Source organism: Nocardioides sp. (assembly GCF_041913365.1).
Lineage (GTDB): Bacteria > Actinomycetota > Actinomycetes > Propionibacteriales > Nocardioidaceae > Nocardioides.
Genome location: NZ_JAYSFM010000001.1, coordinates 472,150 through 493,876, shown reverse-complemented (window position 1 = coordinate 493,876; position 21,727 = coordinate 472,150). Strand labels below are relative to the sequence as shown.

Sequence of the window (21,727 nt, the reverse complement as noted above, 5' to 3'; positions counted from 1 at the left end):
TCAAGTGAACTTGAGTTCAAGGGGTGTGCATGGATTCACGTGATCTGCTGCCGATGGGCGAGATCTCGCGGCGGAGTGGCTTCGCAGCGTCGGCGATCCGCTACTACGAGGCCGAGGGCCTGATCGAGGCGCACCGATCCGGCGGTGGCCAGCGCCGTTTCGAGCGCAACGTGCTCCGTCGGCTCGCCTTCATCCGGGCCGCGGCCAACGTCGGCCTCACCATCGAGGAGATCCGCGACGAGCTGGCGCGGCTGCCCGGCAACCGCACGCCGACCAAGGCGGACTGGCACCGCATCTCCCAGCACTGGCGGCGGCGGCTCGACGAGCAGATCGCCGCCCTGGAGCGGCTCAAGGGCGGCCTCGACAGCTGCATCGGCTGCGGGTGCCTGAGCCTGCGGTCGTGCGCCTTCTCCAACGCCGGCGACTGGGCCGCCTCCCGCGGCCCCGGCGCCCAGCTGCTGCCCGACACCCTGCGCAAGCCGCACCCGACCAAGCGAGGATCCTCGGCATGAGCGACGACCACCAGATCCGCACCGACCTCGCCGACATGGACCTCGACCTGGTCCACCGGTGGCTCAGCACCGACGCATACTGGTCGATGGGCCGCTCCCGCGAGGCCGTCGGGACCGCGGCCGAGCACTCGCTGAACTTCGGCGCGTTCGCGCGCGACGGGAGGCAGGTGGCGTACGCCCGCGTCGTCACCGACCGCGCGAACTTCGCCTGGCTCTGCGACGTGTACGTCGACCGCGACCACCGCGGGAAGGGCCTCGGCACGCGCCTCGTGGCGGCCGCCGCGGAGCGCCTCGACGCGCTCGGCGTCCGGCGGACGCTCCTGGCGACCCGGGACGCCCACGAGGTCTACACCGGCTTCGGCTTCACGCCGCTCCCGGACCCGACGATGTGGATGATCAGGACGCCTCCGGACCGAGGCTGAACAGCGTCAGCTGCATCCCGTCCGGAGCGGCGACGCGGGCGTTGCGGTCGCCCCACGGGGTGTCGACGGCGTCCGCGACGGGCGTGGCCCCGGCACCGACGAGCGACGCCGCGGCGGCGTCCGCGTCGGGCACCTGGAGCGCGAACCGCACCTTCCCCGACACCCGGCGGCCGACCTCGAGGTCGTCGACCATCGCGGCCTGCGCCTCGTCGAAGAGCTCGAGCGTGGCCCGGCCCGCGTCGAGCAGCAGCACCCGGCCCTGCTCGCTGCTCCAGTCGGCCACCTCGGGCAGGCCGAGCGCATCGCGGTAGAGGCGTACGGCGGCGTCGAAGTCGTCGACGGTGAGGGTGATCCGGAGCTCGTGGACATCGAGGTGGACATCGGTCATGGACCGATCCTCGCTCAGGCGTAGGGGTCGGTCACCTCGCGCAGCTTCGTCAGCGCGGCGCGCAGCTGTCCGGTGAGCCGGGGTCCGAGGTGGTCCGCCCACTCCTGCTCCACGCCGATCACGACGTGCATCGCCTCCTGGGCCGCGGCGCGGCCGCGCTCGGTGAAGCGGATCAGCCGGGCGCGCCCGTCGGCCGGGTCGGGGACGCGTTCGACCAGTCCCTGCTCCTCGAGGGCCGCGACGAGCAGGCTCGCGGTCTGCTTGGTGACCTGCGCGCGCTCGGCCAGGTCGGTCAGCCGGCACCCCTCGTCGTCGATCCGCTGGGCGAGGCGCGACTGCGCTGCAGTGACGTCGTAGCCCGCCGCGCGCATGGCGGCCATGACGCGCTCGTCCATCGCACGGTAGGAGACGAACATGAGCGTGGCGAGGTCCATCGCACCCCTTGACATTGGTCAGCCTCACTGACCAATATGGTCAGCATTCCTGACCATCATAGGGGCACACCATGGCGAAGATCCCACCCGTCCGCGTGGTCCGTGCCGCGACCAGCGTCCGGACCGCGCTCCAGTCGCTGACGCGCCGGATGGTGCCGCCCGAGGTCGGCGTCCTCGAGCTGGCGTCGGGGTTCATGGCGACCCACATCACGTACGCCGTCGCACGGCTCGGGATCGCCGACGTGCTCGCGCCCCGGGCCCGCCCGGCTGCCGAGGTGGCCGGCGAGCTCGGCACCAACCCCGACGCGACGTACCGGCTGCTCCGCGCGGCCGCGGCGACCGGCCTGCTCCGCGAGGACGACCACGGCCGCTTCTCGCTCACCCCGCTGGGCGCGACCCTGCGCTCGGACACGGAGGACTCGATGCGGCCGGTCGTGCTGATGGTCGGCGACCCGGCCTACCAGGCGGTCTGGGGGCGGCTGCCCGACGCGGTGACGACCGGCAGCCCCGGCGCGGAGGCCGCGCTGGGCGTGCCGATGTGGGAGCACGTCGACCGCGACGCCGACTTCGCGGCGACGTTCAACGACGCGATGACCCGGCTGTCCGACCTGGACTGGCCGACCGTCGAGGCGGCCTACGACTTCACGCCGTTCGCCACGATCGTCGACGTCGGCGGCGGGCACGGCCACCTGCTCGCGCGCATGCTGGAGGCGGCGCCGGCGGCCAAGGGCGTGCTGCTCGAGCGCGCGTCCGTCATCGAGGGAGCCGAGGCGCACCTGCGCGAGGCCGGGGTCCTCGCGCGGTGCCGCCTCGAGCCCGGGTCGTTCCTGGAGACGGCGCCCGACGACGGGGACCTCTACGTGCTGCGGCGGGTGGTGCACGACTTCGACGACGAGCAGGCGTCCGCGATCCTCGCCACCCTCCGGCGGCACATGCCCGGCACCGCGACGCTGCTGCTCATGGAGAGCGTCGTGCCCCCGGGCAAAGAGCCGCACTTCGCCAAGACACTCGACCTCGACATGCTCGTCTTCGTCGGCGGCCGCGAGCGGACCGAGCGCGAGATGGCCACGCTCCTCGACCGCTCGGGCTTCCGGATGACCCGGGTCGTGCCGACGGTCTCGACCATCTCGCTGGTCGAGGCCAGGCCGGGGAGGTGAGGTCGTGGACACCCTCGCCCAGCTCGCCGCCGGCCTGTCCGCCGTCGTCCTGATCGCGGTCTTCCCGTTCGAGGCGTTCCTCATCGACCGTCCGTGGGTGCAGCGCTTCCTCGGGATCGAGCCGCACGGCATTGCCAACGTCCACCTGTGGTCGTTCTGCATCGGGGCCCGCAACGCGCTCGCCGGGGTCGGCACGCTCGTCGGGCTCTGGATGGTCAACCGCGGTGACGCCGACACGGGCACGACGGTGGTCGTGGTCTGCTGCGTCTACATGCTGCTGGCGTCGCTCTTCATGGGCGTCGCCGACCTCCTCGGCTTCTGGCTGCCGCGCGGCGGCAGCGTCCGCGGCACCCTCGCGTCGTCGGTGCTGCCCGCGGTCGCGCTGGTGGCCATCGCGGTCTAGCCGCCCTCGGCCGGCACGAGGCCGGGTAGCAGGTGCTCGAGGACGCCGACCTCCTCGACGTTGTGCACCACCCACGCCCGCGCCATGGCCTCCGGGAAGACGCGAGAGGTCAGGTGGCGGTTGACCGGCGCCATCAGGGGCGACCCGGAGCCGAGGTCCATCACGCTGACGTAGTGGGTGCCCTCACGACCGGCCGACCAGGTGTGCTCGAGCTGGAAGACCTGGATCCCCGCGATCCGGCGCACCAGCCGGATGCCGGTCTCGTCCAGCTTCTCCACCCGCTCGACCGAGTCGACGTAGAAGTCGTCGCGTCGACCGAAGGCCTCGACGATGCGGTAGCGCGCCCCCTCCCCGGCGCCACCGCCGGGCGCCGGCCGGGCGAGCTCCCACCGGATGTGGTCGAGCGGGTGCCAGGCGAGGTAGCCGGACATCTGCTGGCCCGCGTAGGTGAGGGAGTCACCGATGTGGCGGAACCACCAGAGCAGCATCGCCGGTGTGACACCGGCGAGCGGCTCGTGGTCGATGGTGACCCGCATCCGGTGGTGGGACAGCCGGTGGACCGTGCTGCGGGCGGGGTCCGACGTGCGCAGCGGGTGCACCACGGGTCTCGGCGGGGGCAGCGGCAGGTGGCGGGCCATGGCTCACCGTAGGGCCCGCGGTCAGCCGAGGGCGACCGGTTCCTCGGCGCCGTCCGCCAGGTCGATCCGCGCGTACTCCGCGAACGTCGTCCCGCCGGCACCATAGGACGCACGGAGGAGCGAGACGTGGGACGGCGACCAGTACGCGCCCCGGAACGGGACCTCGACCCCGGCCAGCGGAGGCGGCGACCCGTCGTCCACGCGGAGCGTGCCGAGCACCATCTCGCTGCGGAAGCCGCGCCGGTCGAGGAAGAAGCGCTCGGACTGGGCGACCTCGTTGACGTTGCGGTAGAGGTCGCGCAGGCTGTCGACGTCGCCCTCGAGCCTGGCCGTGACCTCGAAGGGGTGCTCCGCGCCGACCGCGAGCGCTGCGACGTAGACCACGGGCACCCGCCAGGCGCCGGCCTCGGCCTCGAGCGCTGCGGCGAGGGCTCCGGCATCGTTCGTGGTCACGTTGCCGAACTTGGCCAGCCGCACGCGGACGGCCTCGGGCGGCTCCGGCACCAGGGTGACCACCGGCGCCTCCTCGACCGGCTCGGGCTCGCGCCGGCCACGCAGCCGGTCGAGCAGACCCGGCTTCGGCTCGTCCACGACCACGGGCGGCGGGGCGAGCTCCTGGGCCGCCTCGAGCGCCGCCAGTGCGTTGGCAGCCGGCGGGACGACCACCGCGTGCAGCTGCATCTCGACCTCCTTCTGCCGCCTCCCATCGGCCGACAGCGTCTCGACCTGAGGCCCCCGCGCGCAACCGGGTCAGCCGACAGCGACCGGCTTCGCGCTGCGCTCCTCCACGAGTCGTCGTACGACGTGGGCGCAGCCGCCGCAGCCGGTGGTCGCGCGGGTCCGGTCGACGCACTCGGCCACGGAGCCGCAGGCCCGGATCTCGCCGGCCGACACGCCCGCGCACGCGCACACCTCGGCCTCGTCGGGCAGCGGTGCGGGTGCGTCGGCGGGCTCGGGGAGCAGCAGCTGACCGGGCTCATCGGGGCCGAGGATCGTGCCGCGGTCGTAGAGCTGGGTGAGCAGGCCGACGCGGGACAGGTCGCCGACCAGCTCGGCCGCGACGATCCGTCCTCCGTGCACGACGAGGCGCCGGTGCGACCCGCTGATCGGGTTGGTCACCTCGACCACCTCCCCCTCGGCCGTGCGCGGGTCGCCGAGGACGGCGACGTCGAGGCCGGTGGCCCGGAGGCGGGCGACGCTGCGGCTGCCGTCGTACGTCGCCTCCTCCCCGCGCAGCACGCGGGCGAGCACCTCGGCCTGGTCCCAGGCCGGTGGCACGAAGCCGGTCGTGCGACGCCGGTGCTCCGCGCAGTCGCCGATGGCGTGGACCCGGTCGTCGGTGACGCTGGCCAGCGAGCCGTCGACGACGACCCCGCGCCCCACCATCAGCCCCGCGCGGCGGGCGAGGGCGGTCGACGGCCGGCCACCCGCGGTGAGCACGACGAGGTCCGTCGGCAGCACGGCGCCGTTGTCGAGCACGAGGCCCGCCTCGGTCAGCCGCACGGCGCGCGCGCCGGTGTAGACCTCGGTGCCGAGGCGGCGCAGGTCGCGTGCGAGGACCCGGCCGGCGGGGCGCCCGAGGTGGGAGTGCAGCAGGTGGTCGGCTCCCTCGACGACCTCGGTGAGCAGTCCCCGGACAGCCAGCGCCCGGGCGACCTGGAGGCCGAGGAGGCCGCCACCCACGACGACGGCACGCCGGGCGTGGCCGAGGGACTCGTCGAGCCGGCGGCAGTCGTCGAGGCTGCGGAACGGGTGGACCCGTGGGTCGAGGGTGCCGTCGCGGCGGACCAGGCCGCGGATCGGCGGCAGCGTGGGGATCGATCCGCAGGCCAGGACGAGCCGGTCCCATGCGATCCGTTCCCCATCCACCAGCACGACCTCGCGCGCCTCGCGGTCGATCTCGAGGACCCGCGCCCCGAGGCGCAGGTCGATGCCGTGGTCGGTGTACCACTCCGGCGACCGCAGGGTCAGCGCCGAAGCGGGGTGCGTGCCCTCCAGGACGGCCGACAGCAGGATGCGGTTGTAGGGGGCGTGCGCCTCGTCGGCGAGGATCGTCAGCGCGACGTCGGCGCCGACGAGCTGCGCAGCCAGGCGCACCGCGGCCATGCCGCCGCCGACCACCACGACGCGCTCAGGCATGAGCGACCTGTGCCGCGCAGACCTTGAACTCCGGCATCCGGGAGGCGGGGTCAAGGGCGTCGTTGGTCAGCCGGTTGACGCCGACCCAGTGGAAGGGGACGAAGACCGTGTCGGGGCGGATGGTGGTGACGACCCGGGCCGGCGCGGTCATGCTGCCGCGCCGCGTCGACACCCGGAGGGGCTCGCCCGACGCGACCCCGAGGCGACCGGCCAGCAGCGGGTGCACCTCGACGAAGGGTCCGTCGTCGGGCAGTGCGCGGACCCGGCGGGTCTGGGCGCCGGACTGGTACTGCGCGAGCACCCGCCCGGTCGTCAGGTGCACGGGGTAGTCCGCGCACGGCTGCTCGGCGGCGCCGCGGTGCTCGACCACGAGCATCCGGGCCCGGCCGTCCGGGTGGGCGAAGGACTCCGCGAAGAGCCGCTCACCGCCCCAGAAGACGCCGCCCTCCGCGCGGATCCGGTCGTAGGTGATCTCCGAGTAGTCGGCCGCGCCACCGGCCGAGGCCCGGCCGAGCTCGGCGAAGACCTCCTCCGGGTCGGTCGAGAAGGCGACGTCGGAGAGGCGGGACGCGAGCCCGGCGATGACGTCGAGGTCGGACCGCACCCCGCGGGGCGGCGTGATCGCGCGCTGGCGCAGCACGACACGGCCCTCGAGGTTGGTCATCGTCCCGGTCTCCTCGGCCCACTGCGTCACCGGCAGCACGACGTCGGCGAGCGCCGCAGTCTCCGACATCACCACGTCGCACACCACCAGCAGGTCGAGCGCCTCCAGGCGCTCGGTGACGTGGGTGGCGCGCGGCGCGCTGACGACGATGTTCGACCCGAGGACGAGCATCGCCGAGGGACCGCCCTCGGTGCCGAGCGCGTCGAGCAGCTCGTACGCCGACCGCCCCGGCCCCGGCAGCGAGTCGGGCTCGACCCCCCACACGCCGGCCACGTGCGCCCTTGCCGCCGAATCGTCGATGCGGCGGTAACCGGGCAGCTGGTCCGCCTTCTGCCCGTGCTCGCGCCCGCCCTGCCCGTTGCCCTGGCCGGTCAGGCAGCCGTAGCCGGCGCCCCGCCGCCCGACCATCCCGAGCGCGAGCGCGATGTTGATCCAGGCGAGCACGGTGTCCGAGCCGGTGGAGTGCTGCTCGGCACCGCGCGCGGTGAGCACCATGACGCGCGGCGACCCGGCCAGCCAGGCCGCCAGCTCCCGCAGCTCGTGTGCCTCGACCCCGGTGACCCGCTCGACGCGCTCTGGCCACCACGAGGCGACCGAGTCCCGGACCTGCGGCCAGCCGGTCGTCCGGGTGGCGAGGTAGTCCTCGTCGACCGCACCCGCGGCGACCAGCAGGTGCAGCAGCCCGAGCGCCAGCGCCAGGTCGGTGCCCGGCACGGGCTGCAGGTGCAGGTCGGCGCGGTCCGCGGTCGGCGTACGCCGCGGGTCGATCACGACGACGCGGCCGCCCCGCTCCCGCAGCCGGTCGAGATGGCGCGCGGCGGGCGGCATGGTCTCGGCGAGGTTGGAGCCGACCAGCACCAGCACGTCAGCCTCCTCCACGTCGGCCAGCGGGAAGGGCAGTCCGCGGTCGACGCCGAAGGCGCGGATCCCCGCCGACGCGGCCGACGACATGCACCAGCGGCCGTTGTAGTCGATCTGCGAGGTGCCGAGCGCGGCGCGGGCGAGCTTGCCGAGCGAGTACGCCTTCTCGTTGGTGAGCCCACCGCCGCCGAACACCGCGACCGCGTCCGGACCGCCACGCGCCTGGGCCGCGCGGATCCCGTCGGCGACCCGGTCGAGGGCGTCGTCCCAGGAGACCGCCGACCACTCCCCCGTCGCCCGGTCGCGCACCAGCGGCGAGGTGAGCCGCTCGCGCGAGCCGTAGAGGCCGGCGGCCGACCAGCCCTTGCGGCAGAGCGCGCCCTGGTTGACCGGGAACTCCTCCCACGGCTGCACCTCGGGAGTGCGACGTCCGGCCAGCCGCATCCCGCACTGCAGCGAGCAGTAGGGGCAGTGGGTCTCGGTCTGGGCCTGGGTCATCAGATCTCCGCGGCGGCCAGCCCGTGGGCACGGACGGGGCGGCGCAGGTAGAGCGCCCAGGTCAGGACCGCGCAGCCGAGGTAGTAGGCGGTGAAGACGGTGAAGGCGGCGCGGGTGGCTGCCAGCGGGTCGGACACCCACGGGGCGGCGAAGGCCAGCGGGACCAGGAAGCCACCCACGGCACCGACGGCACCGATCACGCCGAGCGCGGAGGACGACTGGCGGGTGGCGGTGGTGAGCGCGGCGGCGCGCGCCGTCGTGCCCGGCACCGTCGAGCGCTCGGCCTCGGCCTTCCAGAGCGCGGGGATCATCTTGTAGACCGACCCGTTGCCGATGCCGGTGGCGGCGAAGATGCAGAGGAAGAAGCCGAGGAACAGCGGGAACCACCCGGCGTTGGCGGTGGCGACGGCCGGGTCGGCTCCCGGGTTGGGCGTCAGCCGGCTGACGGTCCACAGCACGCCGAGGGTGAAGACGACCATCGCGGCGAAGGCACCGAGCGTCACCCGCGCCCCACCCAGCCGGTCGGCCAGCCAGCCGCCGAAGGGACGCGTCAGCGAGCCCACGCCCGCACCGAGGAAGGCGTAGAAGGCGAAGTAGATGCCGGTGCCCAGCGGTGCCGGCTCGGGCACCCAGAAGTTGAGCTTGATCAGCAGCGGCATCGCGGCGGAGTAGCCGATGAACGAGCCGAAGGTGCCGATGTAGAGCACCGAGAGCAGCCACGTCTGCTTCTGCCGCACGACCTGCAGCTGCTCACGCGGCGAGGACGTGACGGTGGTGAGGTTGTCCATCCGCAGCCAGGCCGCGGCGGTGGCGAGCAGCGCCAGGCCCGCATAGACGTACGCCGCCCGCTCGAGGTGGATCCCGCTTCCGGACGCCTTGACCAGGCCGAAGACGCCGGCACCGCCGACGATCACCGGGAGCAGCAGCTGGATGAGCGAGACGCCGAGGTTGCCGCCGGCCGCGTTGAGCCCGAGCGCCGCACCCTTCTCGGCCGAGGGGTAGAAGAAGTTGATGTTGGCCATCGACGAGGCGAAGTTGCCGCCGCCCACGCCGGCCGTCGCCGCGATCAGGCAGAACACCCAGTAGGGCGTCGACGGGTCCTGGACGGCGTACGCGAAGAGCAGCGTCGGGACGAGGAGCATCGCGGCGCTCACGATCGTCCAGTTGCGGCCGCCGAAGCGCGGCACCGCGAAGGTGTAGGGCAACCGGAGCAGGGAGCCGACGAGGTTGGGCAGGGCGACCAGCAGGAAGAGCTGCTGGGGGGTGAACGCGAACCCCTGGGCCAGCAGGAACGCGGACGAGACGCTCCAGATCAGCCACACGGAGAAGCCGACGTGCTCGGCGAAGATCGACCACACCAGGTTGCGGCGGGCCACCGTGCGGCCGGTCGACGCCCAGAAGTCGGGGTCCTCCGAGCGCCAGTCGTCGATCCAGCGGCGGGTGCGTCGGGGGGCGGTCTGCGTGCTCATGCCGACGATGGTCGTCAGCGCGTGTATCGGACACCCTGCCGCTGCGGTGGCGGGACCGTCACATCTTCCTCACGGCCTCACGAGGCAGCTACGGCGTGCGCGCGTGGAGCCGCACGTGCGTGCCCGTCGGGTCGTGCCCGACGTCGACCGCGGCACACAGCTGCCGTGCGATCCACAGCCCGTAGCCGTGGTCGGACGGCTGCGCGGGCGGGAGGAGCCCGGTGAGCGGGTCCACCGGCTCGCTGCCGGAGTCCTGGACGTGGCACACCCAGGTGCCGTCCTCGTCGTAGACGTGGAGGAGCGAGGGCGGGCGGCCGTGCAGCATCGCGTTGGCCAGCACCTCGCTCACGGCGAGTGCCATGTCGTGCACCGCGTCCGGCCCGAGGCCGGCCTCCTCACCGCCGCTGCGGACGAGCCGTCGCGCGAGCGCGAGGTCGGCCGGCGACGTGCAGTCGAGGGTGGTCGCACCGGACGGCGGGTGCACGGCGGCCGACAGGTCGTCGAGCAGCGCCAGCGGGTCGCCGAAGCTGCCGTTGGAGACGGCCACGCCGCCGGCGCGGACGGTGTCGTGCGTCTCGTGGGCGATGTCGAGCAGGTGCGCCGGGAGCGCGCCGGCGTCGTAGGGGCACAGCAGGTCGACCGGGCTGTCCGCGAACACCACGTTGACGGCCGCCTCCAGCCGGCGGTAGTCGACCTGCTCGGCGGGGACGCGGCAGGCGAGGGACTGCTCGGCGATCACGCGCGAGCGCACGTCCGGCGCCTCGGCGGCGAAGTCGAGCAGCACGCGGTAGGCGTTCCACTGCGGGGCGTAGGCGACCGAGTCGTCGACGAAGGTGACCTCCTCCGCGTCGCGGCCGAGCTCGCAGCGCAGCAGCTCCACGCGGTCGGGGGGCGCCATCACCAGGCCGCGGTGCCCCTGCTCGAGCCCGCTGCGGAGGAAGCTCCCAGCCTCGGCGGCGTACTGCCGGGGGCCGTCGTAGAACATCGTGGCGTGCGTGGCCGGGGCGCTCATGGCTGCACCCTCAGCCGCTCGTGCCTGATCCCGGTGACGTCGAGGATCCGGCGCACCACGGACGGGACGCGGTCGAGCAGCAGCCAGCCGCTGTCGGGCAGCTCCGCCGCCACCGCGTGGAGCCGGGCCACGGTGCCGGCGTCGGCGAAGGTCACGTCGCCGAGGTCGAGGCGCAGCCGCGGGGTGACCGCCGCCCGCGAGAGGACCATCCGCTGGAGCAGGTCGCGGTTGGAGACGTCGACCTCGCCGCTGACCCGCAGGCCCCAGGGCTCGTCGGTGGCGAGGAAGGTGCCGATCGGGGGGACGTCGATCTCCGGCGCCTGGCCGTCGTGCTCCCGCGCGATCGAGGCCGCCTGCCTGGGGTCGATCCGGCTCGCGTCGTAGAGGCACACGGAGCTGACCTGGATCTCGCGCTGCAGACCGGTCGACATGCGCTCCCACGCCACCACGTCCTCGTCCGCGCCGAGGAGGGCGGCCAGCTCGTCCATCCGCGCCGCGACGCGCAGGTGGGCGAAGCCGTCCTTGCGGGACTGGGCGGCGGCGGCCCGGAAGCCGGCAGCGACCGTGGCGAGGTCGTCGGGCCGGCCGGTGCCGTAGGCCTCCTCGAACGAGATGAGGCGCAGCTGGCCGGTGGCGAGGGCGTGGCCCGGGTGCACGTGCTCGGGGAGCGCGGCGACGAGGGCGTCGGCCTGCTCGACCGAAGAGACGTAGAGCAGCTGGTCACCGGCGGCAAGGCCGTGGCCCACGAAGGTCGCCGCGACCCGGTCCAGCTGCAGCTCGCCGCGCTCGAGGGCGCACAGGTGCGTGCCGGGCTCGAGCGCACAGAGGTCGGCCGCCGAGCGGTGCGCCCCGTGGATCATGGCGTCACTCTAGGTCGGTCCGCGCGGTCTGGACCATCAGATCTCCGCGAGTTATGCCCGATCGGCACCGGCGACCGCTCGTCGTGCCCAACCGACCGCTGGGCGCGCGGCCGGTCCCACCGACCGACCCGTCGCGGTCGCCCCCTCCCCCGCGGCGCGTGACCGGTGTCACGGTGACGGCGGTCACACTCCGGTGACCCCCGCTCGGAAGGACCCGTCGTGACACAGGAAGCCCACGACCAGGCCGCGCGGCACGACCCCGTCTACGACGAGCTGTCGGCCCGCCCGGAGTTCGCAGAGCTCCGCTCTCGCTACCGCAAGTTCATCATCCCGGCCAGCGCCGCGTTCCTGCTCTGGTACGCGCTCTACGTGCTCATGTCCATGTTCGCCCACGACTTCATGAGCGCGAAGGTCGTCGGCAACATCAACGTCGCCCTCGTCTTCGGGCTCCTGCAGTTCGCCACCACGTTCCTCATCGCGTGGCTCTACAGCCGCTACTCCAACGCCAACCTCGACCCGCTGGCCCGCCAGCTGACCGAGGACTACCACCGCACGCTCGACGGTCGTGCCGACAACGGAGGTCGCTGACATGGAAGGCCACCAGATCCTCACCACCGCCCTCTTCCTCGGGGTCGTCGCCCTGACCGTCGGCATCACCATCTGGGCCAGCCGGAACTCCTCCGGCGCGGCCGACCACTACGCCGGGGGCCGCAGCTTCTCCGGCTTCCAGAACGGTCTCGCCATCGGCGGCGACTACATGTCGGCGGCGTCGTTCCTCGGCATCTCCGGCGCCATCGCGCTGTCCGGCTACGACGGCTTCCTCTACTCGATCGGCTTCCTGGTCGCCTGGCTGGTCGCGCTGCTCCTCGTCGCCGAGGTGCTCCGCAACTCCGGCCGCTACACGATGGCCGACCAGCTCGCCTACCGGATGAGGCAGAAGCCGGTGCGCACCGCGGCGGCGACCTCCACGGTGGTCGTCTCCATCTTCTACCTGCTCGCCCAGATGGTCGGCGCCGGCGCGCTCGTCGCGCTGCTCCTCGGCGTCACCAGCGACGGCGTCAAGAACCTGACGATCTTCTTCGTCGGCGCGCTGATGATCTTCTACGTCACCGTCGGCGGCATGAAGGGCACGACCTGGGTGCAGATCGTCAAGGCCGTGCTGCTGATGGCGGGCTCCGCGCTCATCGTCGTGCTGGTGCTCGCGAAGTTCGGCTTCAACCTGTCCGACCTGCTCGGCACGGCCGCCGCCAACAGCGGCAAGGGCCAGGCGTTCCTCGAGCCCGGACTGAAGTACGGCGTGTCCACCACGTCGAAGATCGACTTCATCTCCCTCGGCATCGCCCTCGTGCTCGGCACGGCCGGCCTGCCACACATCCTGATCCGCTTCTACACGACCCCGACCTCGCGCGACGCACGCAAGTCGGTGCTCTGGGCGATCGGCCTGATCGGTGCGTTCTACCTGTTCACGCTGGTCCTCGGCTTCGGTGCCGCGGCCCTGCTCGACAAGGACTCGTACGCCGAGGTGGCCGCGTCGGGCGGCAACCTGGCCTCGCCGCTGCTGGCCGAGGCCGTCGGAGGTGGACCGGGCTCGACCGGAGGCGCCGTGCTGCTGGCGCTGATCGCCGCGGTCGCGTTCGCCACCATCCTCGCGGTGGTCGCGGGCCTGACCCTGACGTCGTCGGTGTCGGTCGCGCACGACCTCTACAACTCGGTGTTCAAGGACGGCAAGGCCTCCGAGGCCGAGGAGATCCGGGTGTCCCGGATCGCCGCGGGCGTCATCGGCCTGGTCGCGATCCTGCTGGCGATCCCGGCGCAGAAGCTCAACATCGCGTTCCTGGTCGCGCTGGCCTTCGCGGTCGCGGCCTCGGCCAACCTGCCGGCGATCATCTACAACATGTTCTGGCGCCGCTTCAACACCCGCGGTGCGCTCTGGAGCATCTACGGCGGTCTCATCTCCGCCGTCGGCCTGGTGATCTTCAGCCCGGTCGTCTCCGGCAAGGGCCTCGACCCGACGGGCAAGAACCTGTCCCTGCTGCCGGCCGACATCGACATCTCGTGGTTCCCGCTGGAGAACCCCGGCATCGTGTCGATCCCGCTCGGCTTCCTGCTCGGCTACCTCGGCACCATCACGTCCAAGGAGCCGGCGGCCGAGGAGCGCTACACCGAGCTCGAGGTCCGTGCCCTCACCGGGGCGGGCGCCGAGCAGGCCGTTCAGCACTAGCCCAGCACACCCACCACCACCGGTGACCCCTTCGCCGAGCCGGAGTAGGTTCGGCGAGGGGGTCGCCTCACCCCGCACCCCACACCCCGTCCGCGTCCCCGCACGAGGAGAAGAACGTTGTCCGAGCAGACCCTGTCGAACCTGATGCACGAGGACCGGCGCTTCGAGCCTCCCGCCGACCTGGCCGCCGACGCCAACGTCAAGGAGGAGGCGTACGCCCGGGCCGACGAGGACCGCGAGGCCTTCTGGGCCGCGGCGGCCGACCGCCTCGAGTGGGGCCAGAAGTGGGACCAGGTCCTGGACTGGTCGAACCCGCCGTTCGCCAAGTGGTTCGTCGGCGGCACCCTGAACGCCTCGGTCAACTGCGTGGACCGCCACGTCGCGGCCGGCAACGGCGACAAGGTCGCCCTCCACTGGGTCGGTGAGCCCGAGGACGACACCCGCGACATCACGTACTCCCAGCTCAAGGACGAGGTCTCGAGGGCCGCCAACGCGCTGACCGGGCTCGGCGTGAAGAAGGGCGACCGCGTCGCGATCTACATGCCGATGATCCCCGAGGTCGTCGTCGCGATGCTCGCCTGCGCCCGCCTCGGCGCCCCGCACACAGTCGTCTTCGGCGGCTTCTCCGCCGACGCCCTCGCCTCGCGCATCACCGACTGCGAGGCCCACGTCGTCATCACCTCCGACGGTGGCTACCGCCGCGGCGCCGCCAGCGCGCTCAAGCCGGCCGTCGACGAGGCCGTGGAGAAGACCGGCGACCTCGTCCGCAACGTGCTCGTCGTGCGCCGCACCGGCCAGGACGTCGACTGGCACGAGGGCCGCGACGTGTGGTGGCACGACGCCGTCGACGGCGCCTCGGCCGACCACGAGCCCGAGATGCACGACTCCGAGCACCCGCTCTACGTCATGTACACGTCCGGCACGACGGGCAAGCCGAAGGGCATCCTGCACACGACGGGCGGCTACCTCACCGGCACGTCGTTCACGCACTGGGAGGTCTTCGACCTCAAGCCCGAGACCGACGTCTACTGGTGCACCGCCGACGTCGGCTGGGTGACCGGCCACAGCTACATGGTCTACGGCCCGCTCGCCAACGGCGCGACGCAGGTGATGTACGAGGGCACGCCCGAGAAGGGCCGCTGGTGGCAGATCGTGCAGGACTACAAGGTGACGATCTTCTACACCGCCCCCACCGCGATCCGGACCTTCATGAAGCAGGGCCGTGAGATCCCCGACGGCTACGACATGTCGTCGCTGCGGCTGCTCGGGTCGGTCGGCGAGCCGATCAACCCCGAGGCCTACGTCTGGTACCGCGAGGTCATCGGCGGCGACCGCTGCCCCATCGTCGACACCTGGTGGCAGACCGAGACCGGCCAGATCATGATCAGCCCGCTGCCCGGCGTCACCGCCGGCAAGCCCGGCTCGGCGATGAAGGCACTGCCCGGCATCGCCGCCGACGTGGTCGACGACGAGGCACACTCGGTCGGCAACGGCAACGGCGGCTACCTGGTGCTCAAGGAGCCGTGGCCGGCCATGCTCCGCACGCTGTGGGGCGACGACGAGCGGTTCAAGGAGACCTACTGGTCGCGCTGGCAGGGCCTCTACTTCGCCGGTGACGGTGCCAAGCTCGACGACGACGGCGACATCTGGCTGCTCGGCCGCGTCGACGACGTGATGAACGTGTCGGGCCACCGCCTCTCCACCACCGAGATCGAGTCCGCGCTCGTCTCCCACCCCAAGGTCGCCGAGGCGGCCGTGGTCGGTGCCGCCGACGAGACCACCGGCCAGGCGGTCTGCGCCTTCGTCATCCTCCGTGACTCCGCGGGCGACGGCGGCGAGGACATCGTCGAGGAGCTGCGCAAGCACGTGGCCAAGGAGATCGGGGCGATCGCCAAGCCGCGCCAGATCATGGTGGTGCCCGAGCTGCCCAAGACCCGCTCCGGCAAGATCATGCGCCGCCTGCTCAAGGACGTCGCCGAGCACCGCGAGGTCGGCGACGTGACCACCCTCGCCGACTCCACGGTCATGGACCTGATCAAGTCGAAGGAGACCTCGGCCCCGGCGGAGGACTGACCCGCGCCCGGGTGACGGCGAGGAGGAGTACGACGCCGACGACCGCGGCGATCAGGGAGGCCAGGAGGATCGCCACCTTGGCCTCCTCCGTCAGCAGGTCCGAGCCGGGGAAGGACAGCCCGGCGATGAAGATCGACACGGTGAAGCCGATGCCGCCGACAGCGCCGAGGCCGAGCAGCATCGGCCACGTGGTGTCCTCGGGCAGCCGCCCGAGCCCCAGGCGTACGGCGATCGCCGAGGCCACGAGGATGCCCACGGGCTTGCCGAGCACCAGGCCCAGCACGATGCCGAGCCCCACCGGCTCGGTGAGCACGTCGCCGACGCCGCCGAGCTCGACCCCGGCGTTGGCGAGCGCGAAGACCGGCAGCACGACGTACGCCGAGACCGGGTGCAGGGAGCTCTGCAGGCGCTCCACCACCGAGACCGACTCCTTGAGCAGGAACCGCAGCCGGGCCAGCTCGTCGGGGTCGAGGACGTTGTCGCGCAGCGCCTGCCGGGCGTGCTCGCGCGCGACCTCCTCGCGCAGCAGCGGGCCCGCCGGGGCGAGCAGGCCGATCGCGACGCCCGCCAGGGTCGCGTGCACCCCCGACTCCAGCAGCGCGAACCACACGCCGACACCGAGGACGGCGTAGACGACGATCGTCCAGATCCGCAGCATCCGCGCCACGACCATCGCGGCCAGCAGCGCGAGGGCGAGCGCGAGCCAGCCCAGTGACAGGTCGTCGGTGTAGAACACCGCGATCACCAGGATCGCGCCGATGTCGTCGACGATCGCCAGGGTCAGCAGGAAGAGCCGCGCCGCGGAGGGAATCCGGCGTCCGAGGATGCCCAGCACGCCGACGGCGAAGGCTATGTCGGTGGCCATCGGGATGCCCCAGCCGGAGCCGCCGTCGCTGCCCGGCGGGTTGAGCGCCAGGTAGAGGCCGGCGGGGACGAGCATCCCGCCGACCGCGGCGACGATCGGCAGGGCGGCGGTCCTGGGGTCGCGCAGGTCGCCGTTGACCAGCTCGTACTTGATCTCCAGGCCGACCACGAAGAAGAAGATCACCATCAGGGCGTCGTTGACCCAGTGCTGCAGCGACTCGTCGAGGTGCAGCGGGCCTACGTCGAGCACCAGGTGCGTGTGCCAGAACGAGTCGTACGCCGACGCCCACGGGCTGTTGGCCCACACCAGCGCGAGCGCGGCGGCGGCGAGCAGCAGCACCGAGCCGGCCGACTCCACGCGCAGGAACTCGCGCACCGGGCGCGCCACCAGACGGGCCAGCGGCTTGTTGCTGGCGAGGTAGACCGGCCCGTTCTCCCAGAGGTCGTCGGAGGTGCTCGGGTCGTCGTGGGGGTTGCCGGAGCGTGAGGCCATGCGGGGACGCATCCTTCCGGGGTGGTCGGGGTAACGATCACCGCGGCTGCGCGCCGCGGGCCGACCAGACTTCCCGGCTCACCTGAGGGCCAAGTGTAGAGGGTCGCGTTGGTAGGGTCGCAGCCGTCAGCCGACGACGTACGACAAAGGACTGCTGCGCATGGCAAACGAACCGGTCAAGGACACTGATCCGACGCTCGGCAAGCTCGTCATGGACGCGCAGCGCGACATCTCCTCGCTCATCTCCAAGGAGATCCAGCTCGCCAAGAGCGAGCTGACCGTCAGCATCAAGCACGGCGGTGTCGGCATCGGGCTCTTTGCCGGAGCCGCCTTCCTCGGCCTGCTCGCGATCATCATGCTCTCGGTCTCGATCGCCTACTTCATCCACTGGGCCGGCCTCGGCCTGCACTGGGCCTTCCTCATCGTCTTCGCGCTCTACGTCCTGATCGCCGCGCTGCTCGCCTTCATCGGCATCAAGCAGGTCAAGCAGGTCAAGGCGCCCGAGCGCGCGATCGAGCAGGGCAAGCAGATCCCGCAGGCCCTCAAGGGCCGCCCCTAGCGCACGCAGGTGCCGGTGTCGACCGGTGACTGGTTCGTGAGGCCTTGGGCGGCGGACTCGGCGACCTGGGCCGCGGTCAGCGCGTAGCCGGTGTCGCGGTCGCTGACCGAGGCCGCGAAGACCATGCCGGCGACGTCGCCGCCCGAGGTGAGGATCGGACCGCCCGAGTTGCCGGGACGGATCAGGCCGCGCAGCGAGTAGACCTGCCGGATCACGGTGCCCTCCCCGTAGATGTCGGGCGAGCGCAGCCGCTGCTGGGAGCGGATCCGGCCGGCCTGGACGTCGTACGGTCCGTCCTCGGGGTAGCCGACGACGGCGACGTTGTCGTCGGGCTGGGCCTCGGTGTCGAAGGCCAGGTGCGGGACGCCGGGGTCGGGGGTCGAGAGCACCGCGATGTCGAGGTCGGGGTCGTAGAGCACGACCGAGGCGACGACCGACGAGCCGCCGACCTCCACCTCGGGCCGGGTGACGCCGGCGACGACGTGGGCGTTGGTCATCAGCCGGCCCGGTGCGAAGAAGAAGGCCGTGCCCTCGACGCCGCTGCCGCAGCCGTTGGCGCCGCGCACCTTGACCACGCTGGACTGCGCGGCGACCACGTCGGGGTCGGTGAGCATCCGCTTGTCGCCGGGCTCCACCGCGACGATGCGCTCCGGCGCGAACGGCTCGAGGTAGCGCGGGAAGAACGTCGTGCCGACGACGTTGTTGAAGGTCTGGAGCACCTTGCCGGCATCGGCCGGGAGCGTCTGGTCGACCTTCGCGAGCACGGTGGAGTCGCGCACCAGCGGCGTGATCGCGCCGATCCGGGTGCCGGACACCGCGACGCCGAGCGCCCAGGCGACGAGCAGCACCGCGACCGCGCTCAACGCGGACCCGCCGATCGCGTCGACGGCGCGGATCGGCTGCCAGGTGATGCGGTCGCGGATCCGGGAACCGGCGTACTGGAAGAGCGCCTGCCCGACCGAGGCGGAGACGATCACGATGAAGAGCGCGCCGAGCGAGACCCACAGCGAGGGCGCGGCGTCGCCGAGGGCGGTCGGCGCGGCCCAGATGCCGAGGAGGCCGCCGATCAGCAGGCCCGCGGTGGCGAACGCCCCGGTGATGAAGCCCTGCCAGTAGCCGGAGAGGGCATAGATGCCCACCAGCGCCAGCAGGCACCAGTCGAGGACGTTCATGGTGCTACTCCTCGAGCTTGGTGTTGGGTGCCAGGTCGGTTCCCCTGGGCACACCTTGCAGCATGTGGTCCGGGAGGTCACGCACCCGCGCCCGGTCCCAGTCCTGCGCCCAGCCGAGGTAGTCGAAGAGCCGGGCGACGATGCCGGCGGTGAAGCCCCACAGGATGACGTCCTTGTCGGGGCCGATCAGGAAGCCCGGGCCCACCCAGCCGCTGGGGTGGCGCACGTTGACGCGGTGCTCGGGGTCGAGCAGCTCGGCGATCGCGACGTGGTGGATCTCGTGCACCTCGTCGGGGCTGGCGATCCTGACCTCGCCGGGGTCCTTCCAGTAGCCGAGGACCGGCGTCACCGCGAAGTTGCTCGGCGGCAGCCACAGCTCGGGCAGCTCGCCGAACACCTCGACCTCGGCGGGCTCGAGACCGATCTCCTCGTAGGCCTCGCGCAGCGCGGCCTCCGTCGGGGTCTCGCCCTCGTCGAGCGAGCCGCCGGGGAAGGACACCTGGCCGGGGTGGGAGCGCATGTGGTGCGCCCGCTCGGTGAGCAGCAGCTCGCCGCGGTGCGCGAGGTCGTCGGGCGCGGACGGGTCGTCCGCGCGGTCGGCGAAGACCATCAGCACCGCGCCGCGCCTGGCCTCGGCGTCCTTCGGGGGCATGAAGCGGGTCAGCTCGTGGACCGTGATCGACTCGGCGGCCTCGACGACGGGCGCGAGCCAGCCCGGCAGGGTGCTCACAGAGTGATCCCGAGGTGCTCGGCGACGAGGTCCTCGACCTCGGCGGCGGAGTCGACGCCGCCCGCGGCCTGGCCGGCGACCAACCCGTCGGCGTCGAGGAAGAGGAACACGGGGATCCCGCGGCGGGCGAGGGCGAAGGCGCGCTCGGTCATCAGCTCGCCGCCCGGGTCGGCGATCGAGGGGTAGGTCGCGCCCGTGTCCTCGGCGAGCTCCAGGGCCCGGCCCGGGTGGACGTCGTTGAAGTCGATGCCGAGCACCCGCACCCGGTCGGCGTGCTGCTGGTGGAAGGACTCCAGCGCGGGCATCTCCTCGCGGCACGGCACGCAGCCGGCCTGCCAGAGGTTGATCACCATCGGCCCGCGGAGCGCGGAGAGCTCGACGTCGGGCCCGCCGCCCAGGCACGGCAGCGTCACCTCGGGCAGGCCGCCCTCCACCGGCTCCCCGTCGCCGGGGGCGCAGTCCTCCATGCCGATGCGGGCCTTGACCTCACGCAGTGCCGGGGTGTCGACGTCCACGTCCGGGGGGCGTACGTCGATGGGATTGCCGCCGCCCGGCGCGCAGGCGCTCAGCGTGCCGGCGAGGAGCAGTGCAGCGAGGGCCCGCCTCATGCGGGCCCCTGGGTGGTGACCAGCTTCTCCGCCTCGATCGGGTCGGTCGGGCCGGTGCCGTAGGAGGGGCAGAGCTTCGCGAGCGGGCAGGCGCCGCAGGCCGGCTTCTTGGCGTGGCAGCGGCGGCGACCGTGCCAGATGACGTGGTGGGACAGCATCGTCCAGTCGCGCTTGGGGAAGAGCGCGCCGACGGCGTGCTCGACCTTGACCGGGTCGGTCTCCTCGGTCCAGCCGAAGCGGCGGACCAAGCGGCCGAAGTGGGTGTCGACGGTGATGCCGGGTTTGCCGAAGGCGTTGCCCAGCACGACGTTGGCGGTCTTGCGGCCGACGCCGGGGAGCGTCACCAGGTCCTCGAGGCGGGCGGGCACCTCGCCGTCGAAGGTGTCGACGAGGGCCTGGCTCAGCTTGAGCAGGGAGTCGGTCTTCTGCCGGAAGAAGCCGAGCGGGCCGAGCAGCTGCTCCATGTGCTCGCGCGGCGCCGCGGCCATCGCCTCGGGCGTGGGATAGGCGGCGAAGAGCGCCGGGCTGGCGGCGTTGACCCGGCGGTCGGTCGTCTGCGCGGAGATCACGGTCACGACCAGGCACTCGAACGGGTTGGTGAAGTCGAGTTCGGCCGCGGCGTCGGGGTAGGTCTCGGCGAGGATCCGGTCCATCCGGCGCGCCCGCCGGACGAGGGTCGTGTCGGGCTTGGGGATCTCGGTCTGCACGGCCACCCGCTCAGCCTACGGTCCGGCTCCGACAACTCACGGGTGAGGACATTGCCGCTTGTGAGGCAGACCACGGCTAGGATCGTGCCCGATCCCGAGGGCATGGCACGGGACGCACCTATCTGGAGGATTGACGTGGACACCGACGTGCTTCGTCAGGCACCGCTGTTCAGCTCGCTGGACGACGAGGCGGCGACCGCCCTGGGCGGATCGATGGCCGAGACCACCCTGCGCCGCGGCGACGTCCTCTTCCACGAGGGCGACTCCGGCGACAAGCTCTACATCGTGACCGAGGGCAAGGTGAAGCTCGGCCGGTCCGCCGCCGACGGCCGGGAGAACCTCCTCGCGATCATGGGTCCCGGCCAGATGTTCGGTGAGCTCTCCCTCTTCGACCCGGGCCCGCGCTCGGCCACCGTCACCGCGGTCACCGACGCCACCTTCGCCTCCCTGTCGCACGACGACCTGCTCCGCTGGCTCGAGGGCCGCCCGCAGGTCGCCCGCGGCCTGCTCTCCCAGCTCGCGTCCCGGCTGCGCAAGTCCAACGACGTGGTGGCCGACCTGGTCTTCTCCGACGTCCCGGGCCGTGTCGCCAAGGCGCTGCTCGACCTGGCCGACCGCTTCGGCCGCACCGCCGACGACGGCGTCCACGTCCACCACGACCTCACCCAGGAGGAGCTCGCCCAGCTGGTCGGCGCCTCCCGCGAGACGGTCAACAAGGCGCTCGCCGACTTCGCCTCCCGCGGCTGGCTGCGCCTGGAGCCCCGCTCCGTGGTGATCATGGACCTCGAGCGCCTCTCCCGCCGCGCCCGCTGAGACTTTCTCGCGCCACCTGACCCCCGCCGG

Annotated in this window: 23 protein-coding genes; 9 read left to right on the top strand and 14 right to left on the bottom strand. The window is 72.5% G+C overall.

The genetic code is table 11. The features are described 5' to 3' along the window. Window positions 1–29: 29 nt before the first annotated feature. Both soxR and ACE3QY_RS02500 read left to right on the top strand, forming a co-directional pair. The gene (gene soxR, locus ACE3QY_RS02505; protein WP_374454421.1) at window positions 30–512 is read left to right on the top strand and encodes a redox-sensitive transcriptional activator SoxR; all 483 of its coding nucleotides are present in this window, start codon (window positions 30–32) and stop codon (window positions 510–512) included. Continuing rightward, window positions 509–934, top strand: a complete 426-nt coding sequence (locus ACE3QY_RS02500; RefSeq protein WP_374454420.1) for a GNAT family N-acetyltransferase — start codon at window positions 509–511, stop codon at window positions 932–934. Before soxR ends, ACE3QY_RS02500 begins: the two co-directional genes overlap by 4 nt. Here ACE3QY_RS02500 and ACE3QY_RS02495 read toward each other — a convergent pair. Both ACE3QY_RS02495 and ACE3QY_RS02490 read right to left on the bottom strand, forming a co-directional pair. After that, entirely contained in the window at window positions 909–1,322 is a 414-nt protein-coding gene (locus ACE3QY_RS02495; protein ID WP_374454419.1) for a VOC family protein, read from the bottom strand. The two genes, ACE3QY_RS02500 and ACE3QY_RS02495, sit on opposite strands and share 26 nt — an antisense overlap. Before the next feature lie 14 nt (window positions 1,323–1,336). Further along, window positions 1,337–1,756 (bottom strand): MarR family winged helix-turn-helix transcriptional regulator, encoded by a 420-nt coding sequence (locus ACE3QY_RS02490; protein ID WP_374454418.1) that lies wholly within the window; start codon window positions 1,754–1,756, stop codon window positions 1,337–1,339. A gap of 71 nt (window positions 1,757–1,827) precedes the next feature. On the opposite strand from ACE3QY_RS02490, the gene ACE3QY_RS02485 reads away from it, so the two are divergent. Both ACE3QY_RS02485 and ACE3QY_RS02480 read left to right on the top strand, forming a co-directional pair. Beyond that, window positions 1,828–2,913, top strand: coding sequence for a methyltransferase (locus ACE3QY_RS02485; RefSeq protein ID WP_374454417.1), 1,086 nt, complete (start codon window positions 1,828–1,830; stop codon window positions 2,911–2,913). 4 nt (window positions 2,914–2,917) lie between these two features. Next, the gene (locus tag ACE3QY_RS02480) at window positions 2,918–3,316 is read left to right on the top strand and encodes a DUF1304 family protein (protein WP_374454416.1); all 399 of its coding nucleotides are present in this window, start codon (window positions 2,918–2,920) and stop codon (window positions 3,314–3,316) included. Here ACE3QY_RS02480 and ACE3QY_RS02475 read toward each other — a convergent pair. The 7 genes from ACE3QY_RS02475 to ACE3QY_RS02445 form a co-directional block, all read right to left on the bottom strand. Continuing rightward, window positions 3,313–3,954 (bottom strand): hypothetical protein, encoded by a 642-nt coding sequence (locus ACE3QY_RS02475; protein ID WP_374454415.1) that lies wholly within the window; start codon window positions 3,952–3,954, stop codon window positions 3,313–3,315. The genes ACE3QY_RS02480 and ACE3QY_RS02475 overlap by 4 nt on opposite strands. A gap of 21 nt (window positions 3,955–3,975) precedes the next feature. Beyond that, complete coding sequence (locus ACE3QY_RS02470; RefSeq protein ID WP_374454414.1) at window positions 3,976–4,635, bottom strand: hypothetical protein; 660 nt, start codon at window positions 4,633–4,635, stop codon at window positions 3,976–3,978. 69 nt (window positions 4,636–4,704) lie between these two features. Further along, window positions 4,705–6,093 carry an FAD-dependent oxidoreductase gene (locus ACE3QY_RS02465; protein WP_374454413.1) on the bottom strand — a complete coding sequence of 463 codons (1,389 nt, stop codon included), beginning with the start codon at window positions 6,091–6,093 and terminating at the stop codon, window positions 4,705–4,707. Then, entirely contained in the window at window positions 6,086–8,116 is a 2,031-nt protein-coding gene (locus ACE3QY_RS02460; RefSeq protein WP_374454412.1) for a molybdopterin oxidoreductase family protein, read from the bottom strand. Before ACE3QY_RS02460 ends, ACE3QY_RS02465 begins: the two co-directional genes overlap by 8 nt. Further along, entirely contained in the window at window positions 8,116–9,585 is a 1,470-nt protein-coding gene (locus tag ACE3QY_RS02455; RefSeq protein ID WP_374454411.1) for an MFS transporter, read from the bottom strand. The genes ACE3QY_RS02460 and ACE3QY_RS02455 overlap by 1 nt, the downstream gene beginning before the upstream one ends. Before the next feature lie 88 nt (window positions 9,586–9,673). Then, on the bottom strand, window positions 9,674–10,597 hold the full coding sequence (locus tag ACE3QY_RS02450; protein ID WP_374454410.1) for an anti-sigma factor RsbA family regulatory protein: 924 nt from the start codon (window positions 10,595–10,597) through the stop codon (window positions 9,674–9,676). Further along, the gene (locus ACE3QY_RS02445) at window positions 10,594–11,457 is read right to left on the bottom strand and encodes an MEDS domain-containing protein (RefSeq protein WP_374454409.1); all 864 of its coding nucleotides are present in this window, start codon (window positions 11,455–11,457) and stop codon (window positions 10,594–10,596) included. Before ACE3QY_RS02445 ends, ACE3QY_RS02450 begins: the two co-directional genes overlap by 4 nt. A 219-nt stretch (window positions 11,458–11,676) precedes the next feature. Here ACE3QY_RS02445 and ACE3QY_RS02440 point away from each other — a divergent pair, with 219 nt between their 5' ends. The 3 genes from ACE3QY_RS02440 to acs all read left to right on the top strand — a co-directional run bounded on the left by ACE3QY_RS02440 (window position 11,677) and on the right by acs (window position 15,751). Further along, on the top strand, window positions 11,677–12,045 hold the full coding sequence (locus ACE3QY_RS02440) for a DUF485 domain-containing protein (RefSeq protein ID WP_374454408.1): 369 nt from the start codon (window positions 11,677–11,679) through the stop codon (window positions 12,043–12,045). A gap of 1 nt (window position 12,046) precedes the next feature. Then, on the top strand, window positions 12,047–13,678 hold the full coding sequence (locus ACE3QY_RS02435; protein ID WP_374454407.1) for a cation acetate symporter: 1,632 nt from the start codon (window positions 12,047–12,049) through the stop codon (window positions 13,676–13,678). 144 nt (window positions 13,679–13,822) lie between these two features. Then, window positions 13,823–15,751 (top strand): acetate--CoA ligase, encoded by a 1,929-nt coding sequence (acs, locus tag ACE3QY_RS02430; RefSeq protein WP_374454915.1) that lies wholly within the window; start codon window positions 13,823–13,825, stop codon window positions 15,749–15,751. Here acs and nhaA read toward each other — a convergent pair. Next, window positions 15,714–17,108: a Na+/H+ antiporter NhaA gene (gene nhaA, locus ACE3QY_RS02425; protein ID WP_374454406.1), complete on the bottom strand. Its 1,395-nt coding sequence runs from the start codon at window positions 17,106–17,108 to the stop codon at window positions 15,714–15,716. The two genes, acs and nhaA, sit on opposite strands and share 38 nt — an antisense overlap. Before the next feature lie 160 nt (window positions 17,109–17,268). Between nhaA and ACE3QY_RS02420 the strand changes: the two genes are divergently transcribed. Then, a complete protein-coding gene (locus ACE3QY_RS02420; RefSeq protein ID WP_374454405.1) occupies window positions 17,269–17,667 on the top strand; it encodes a phage holin family protein in 399 nt (132 codons plus the stop codon). Here the strand turns inward: ACE3QY_RS02420 and ACE3QY_RS02415 are convergent. From ACE3QY_RS02415 to nth, 4 genes are read right to left on the bottom strand one after another with little or no spacing between them, the layout of a single operon-like run. Next, complete coding sequence (locus ACE3QY_RS02415) at window positions 17,664–18,839, bottom strand: MarP family serine protease (protein WP_374454404.1); 1,176 nt, start codon at window positions 18,837–18,839, stop codon at window positions 17,664–17,666. The genes ACE3QY_RS02420 and ACE3QY_RS02415 overlap by 4 nt on opposite strands. A 4-nt stretch (window positions 18,840–18,843) precedes the next feature. Then, window positions 18,844–19,569, bottom strand: coding sequence for a CoA pyrophosphatase (locus tag ACE3QY_RS02410; protein ID WP_374454403.1), 726 nt, complete (start codon window positions 19,567–19,569; stop codon window positions 18,844–18,846). Then, window positions 19,566–20,177: a TlpA family protein disulfide reductase gene (locus ACE3QY_RS02405; protein ID WP_374454402.1), complete on the bottom strand. Its 612-nt coding sequence runs from the start codon at window positions 20,175–20,177 to the stop codon at window positions 19,566–19,568. Before ACE3QY_RS02405 ends, ACE3QY_RS02410 begins: the two co-directional genes overlap by 4 nt. Then, window positions 20,174–20,830, bottom strand: a complete 657-nt coding sequence (nth, locus tag ACE3QY_RS02400; protein WP_374454914.1) for an endonuclease III — start codon at window positions 20,828–20,830, stop codon at window positions 20,174–20,176. The genes ACE3QY_RS02405 and nth overlap by 4 nt, the downstream gene beginning before the upstream one ends. 189 nt (window positions 20,831–21,019) lie before the next feature. Here nth and ACE3QY_RS02395 point away from each other — a divergent pair, with 189 nt between their 5' ends. Beyond that, window positions 21,020–21,697, top strand: coding sequence for a Crp/Fnr family transcriptional regulator (locus tag ACE3QY_RS02395; RefSeq protein WP_056909367.1), 678 nt, complete (start codon window positions 21,020–21,022; stop codon window positions 21,695–21,697). Window positions 21,698–21,727: the final 30 nt, after the last annotated feature.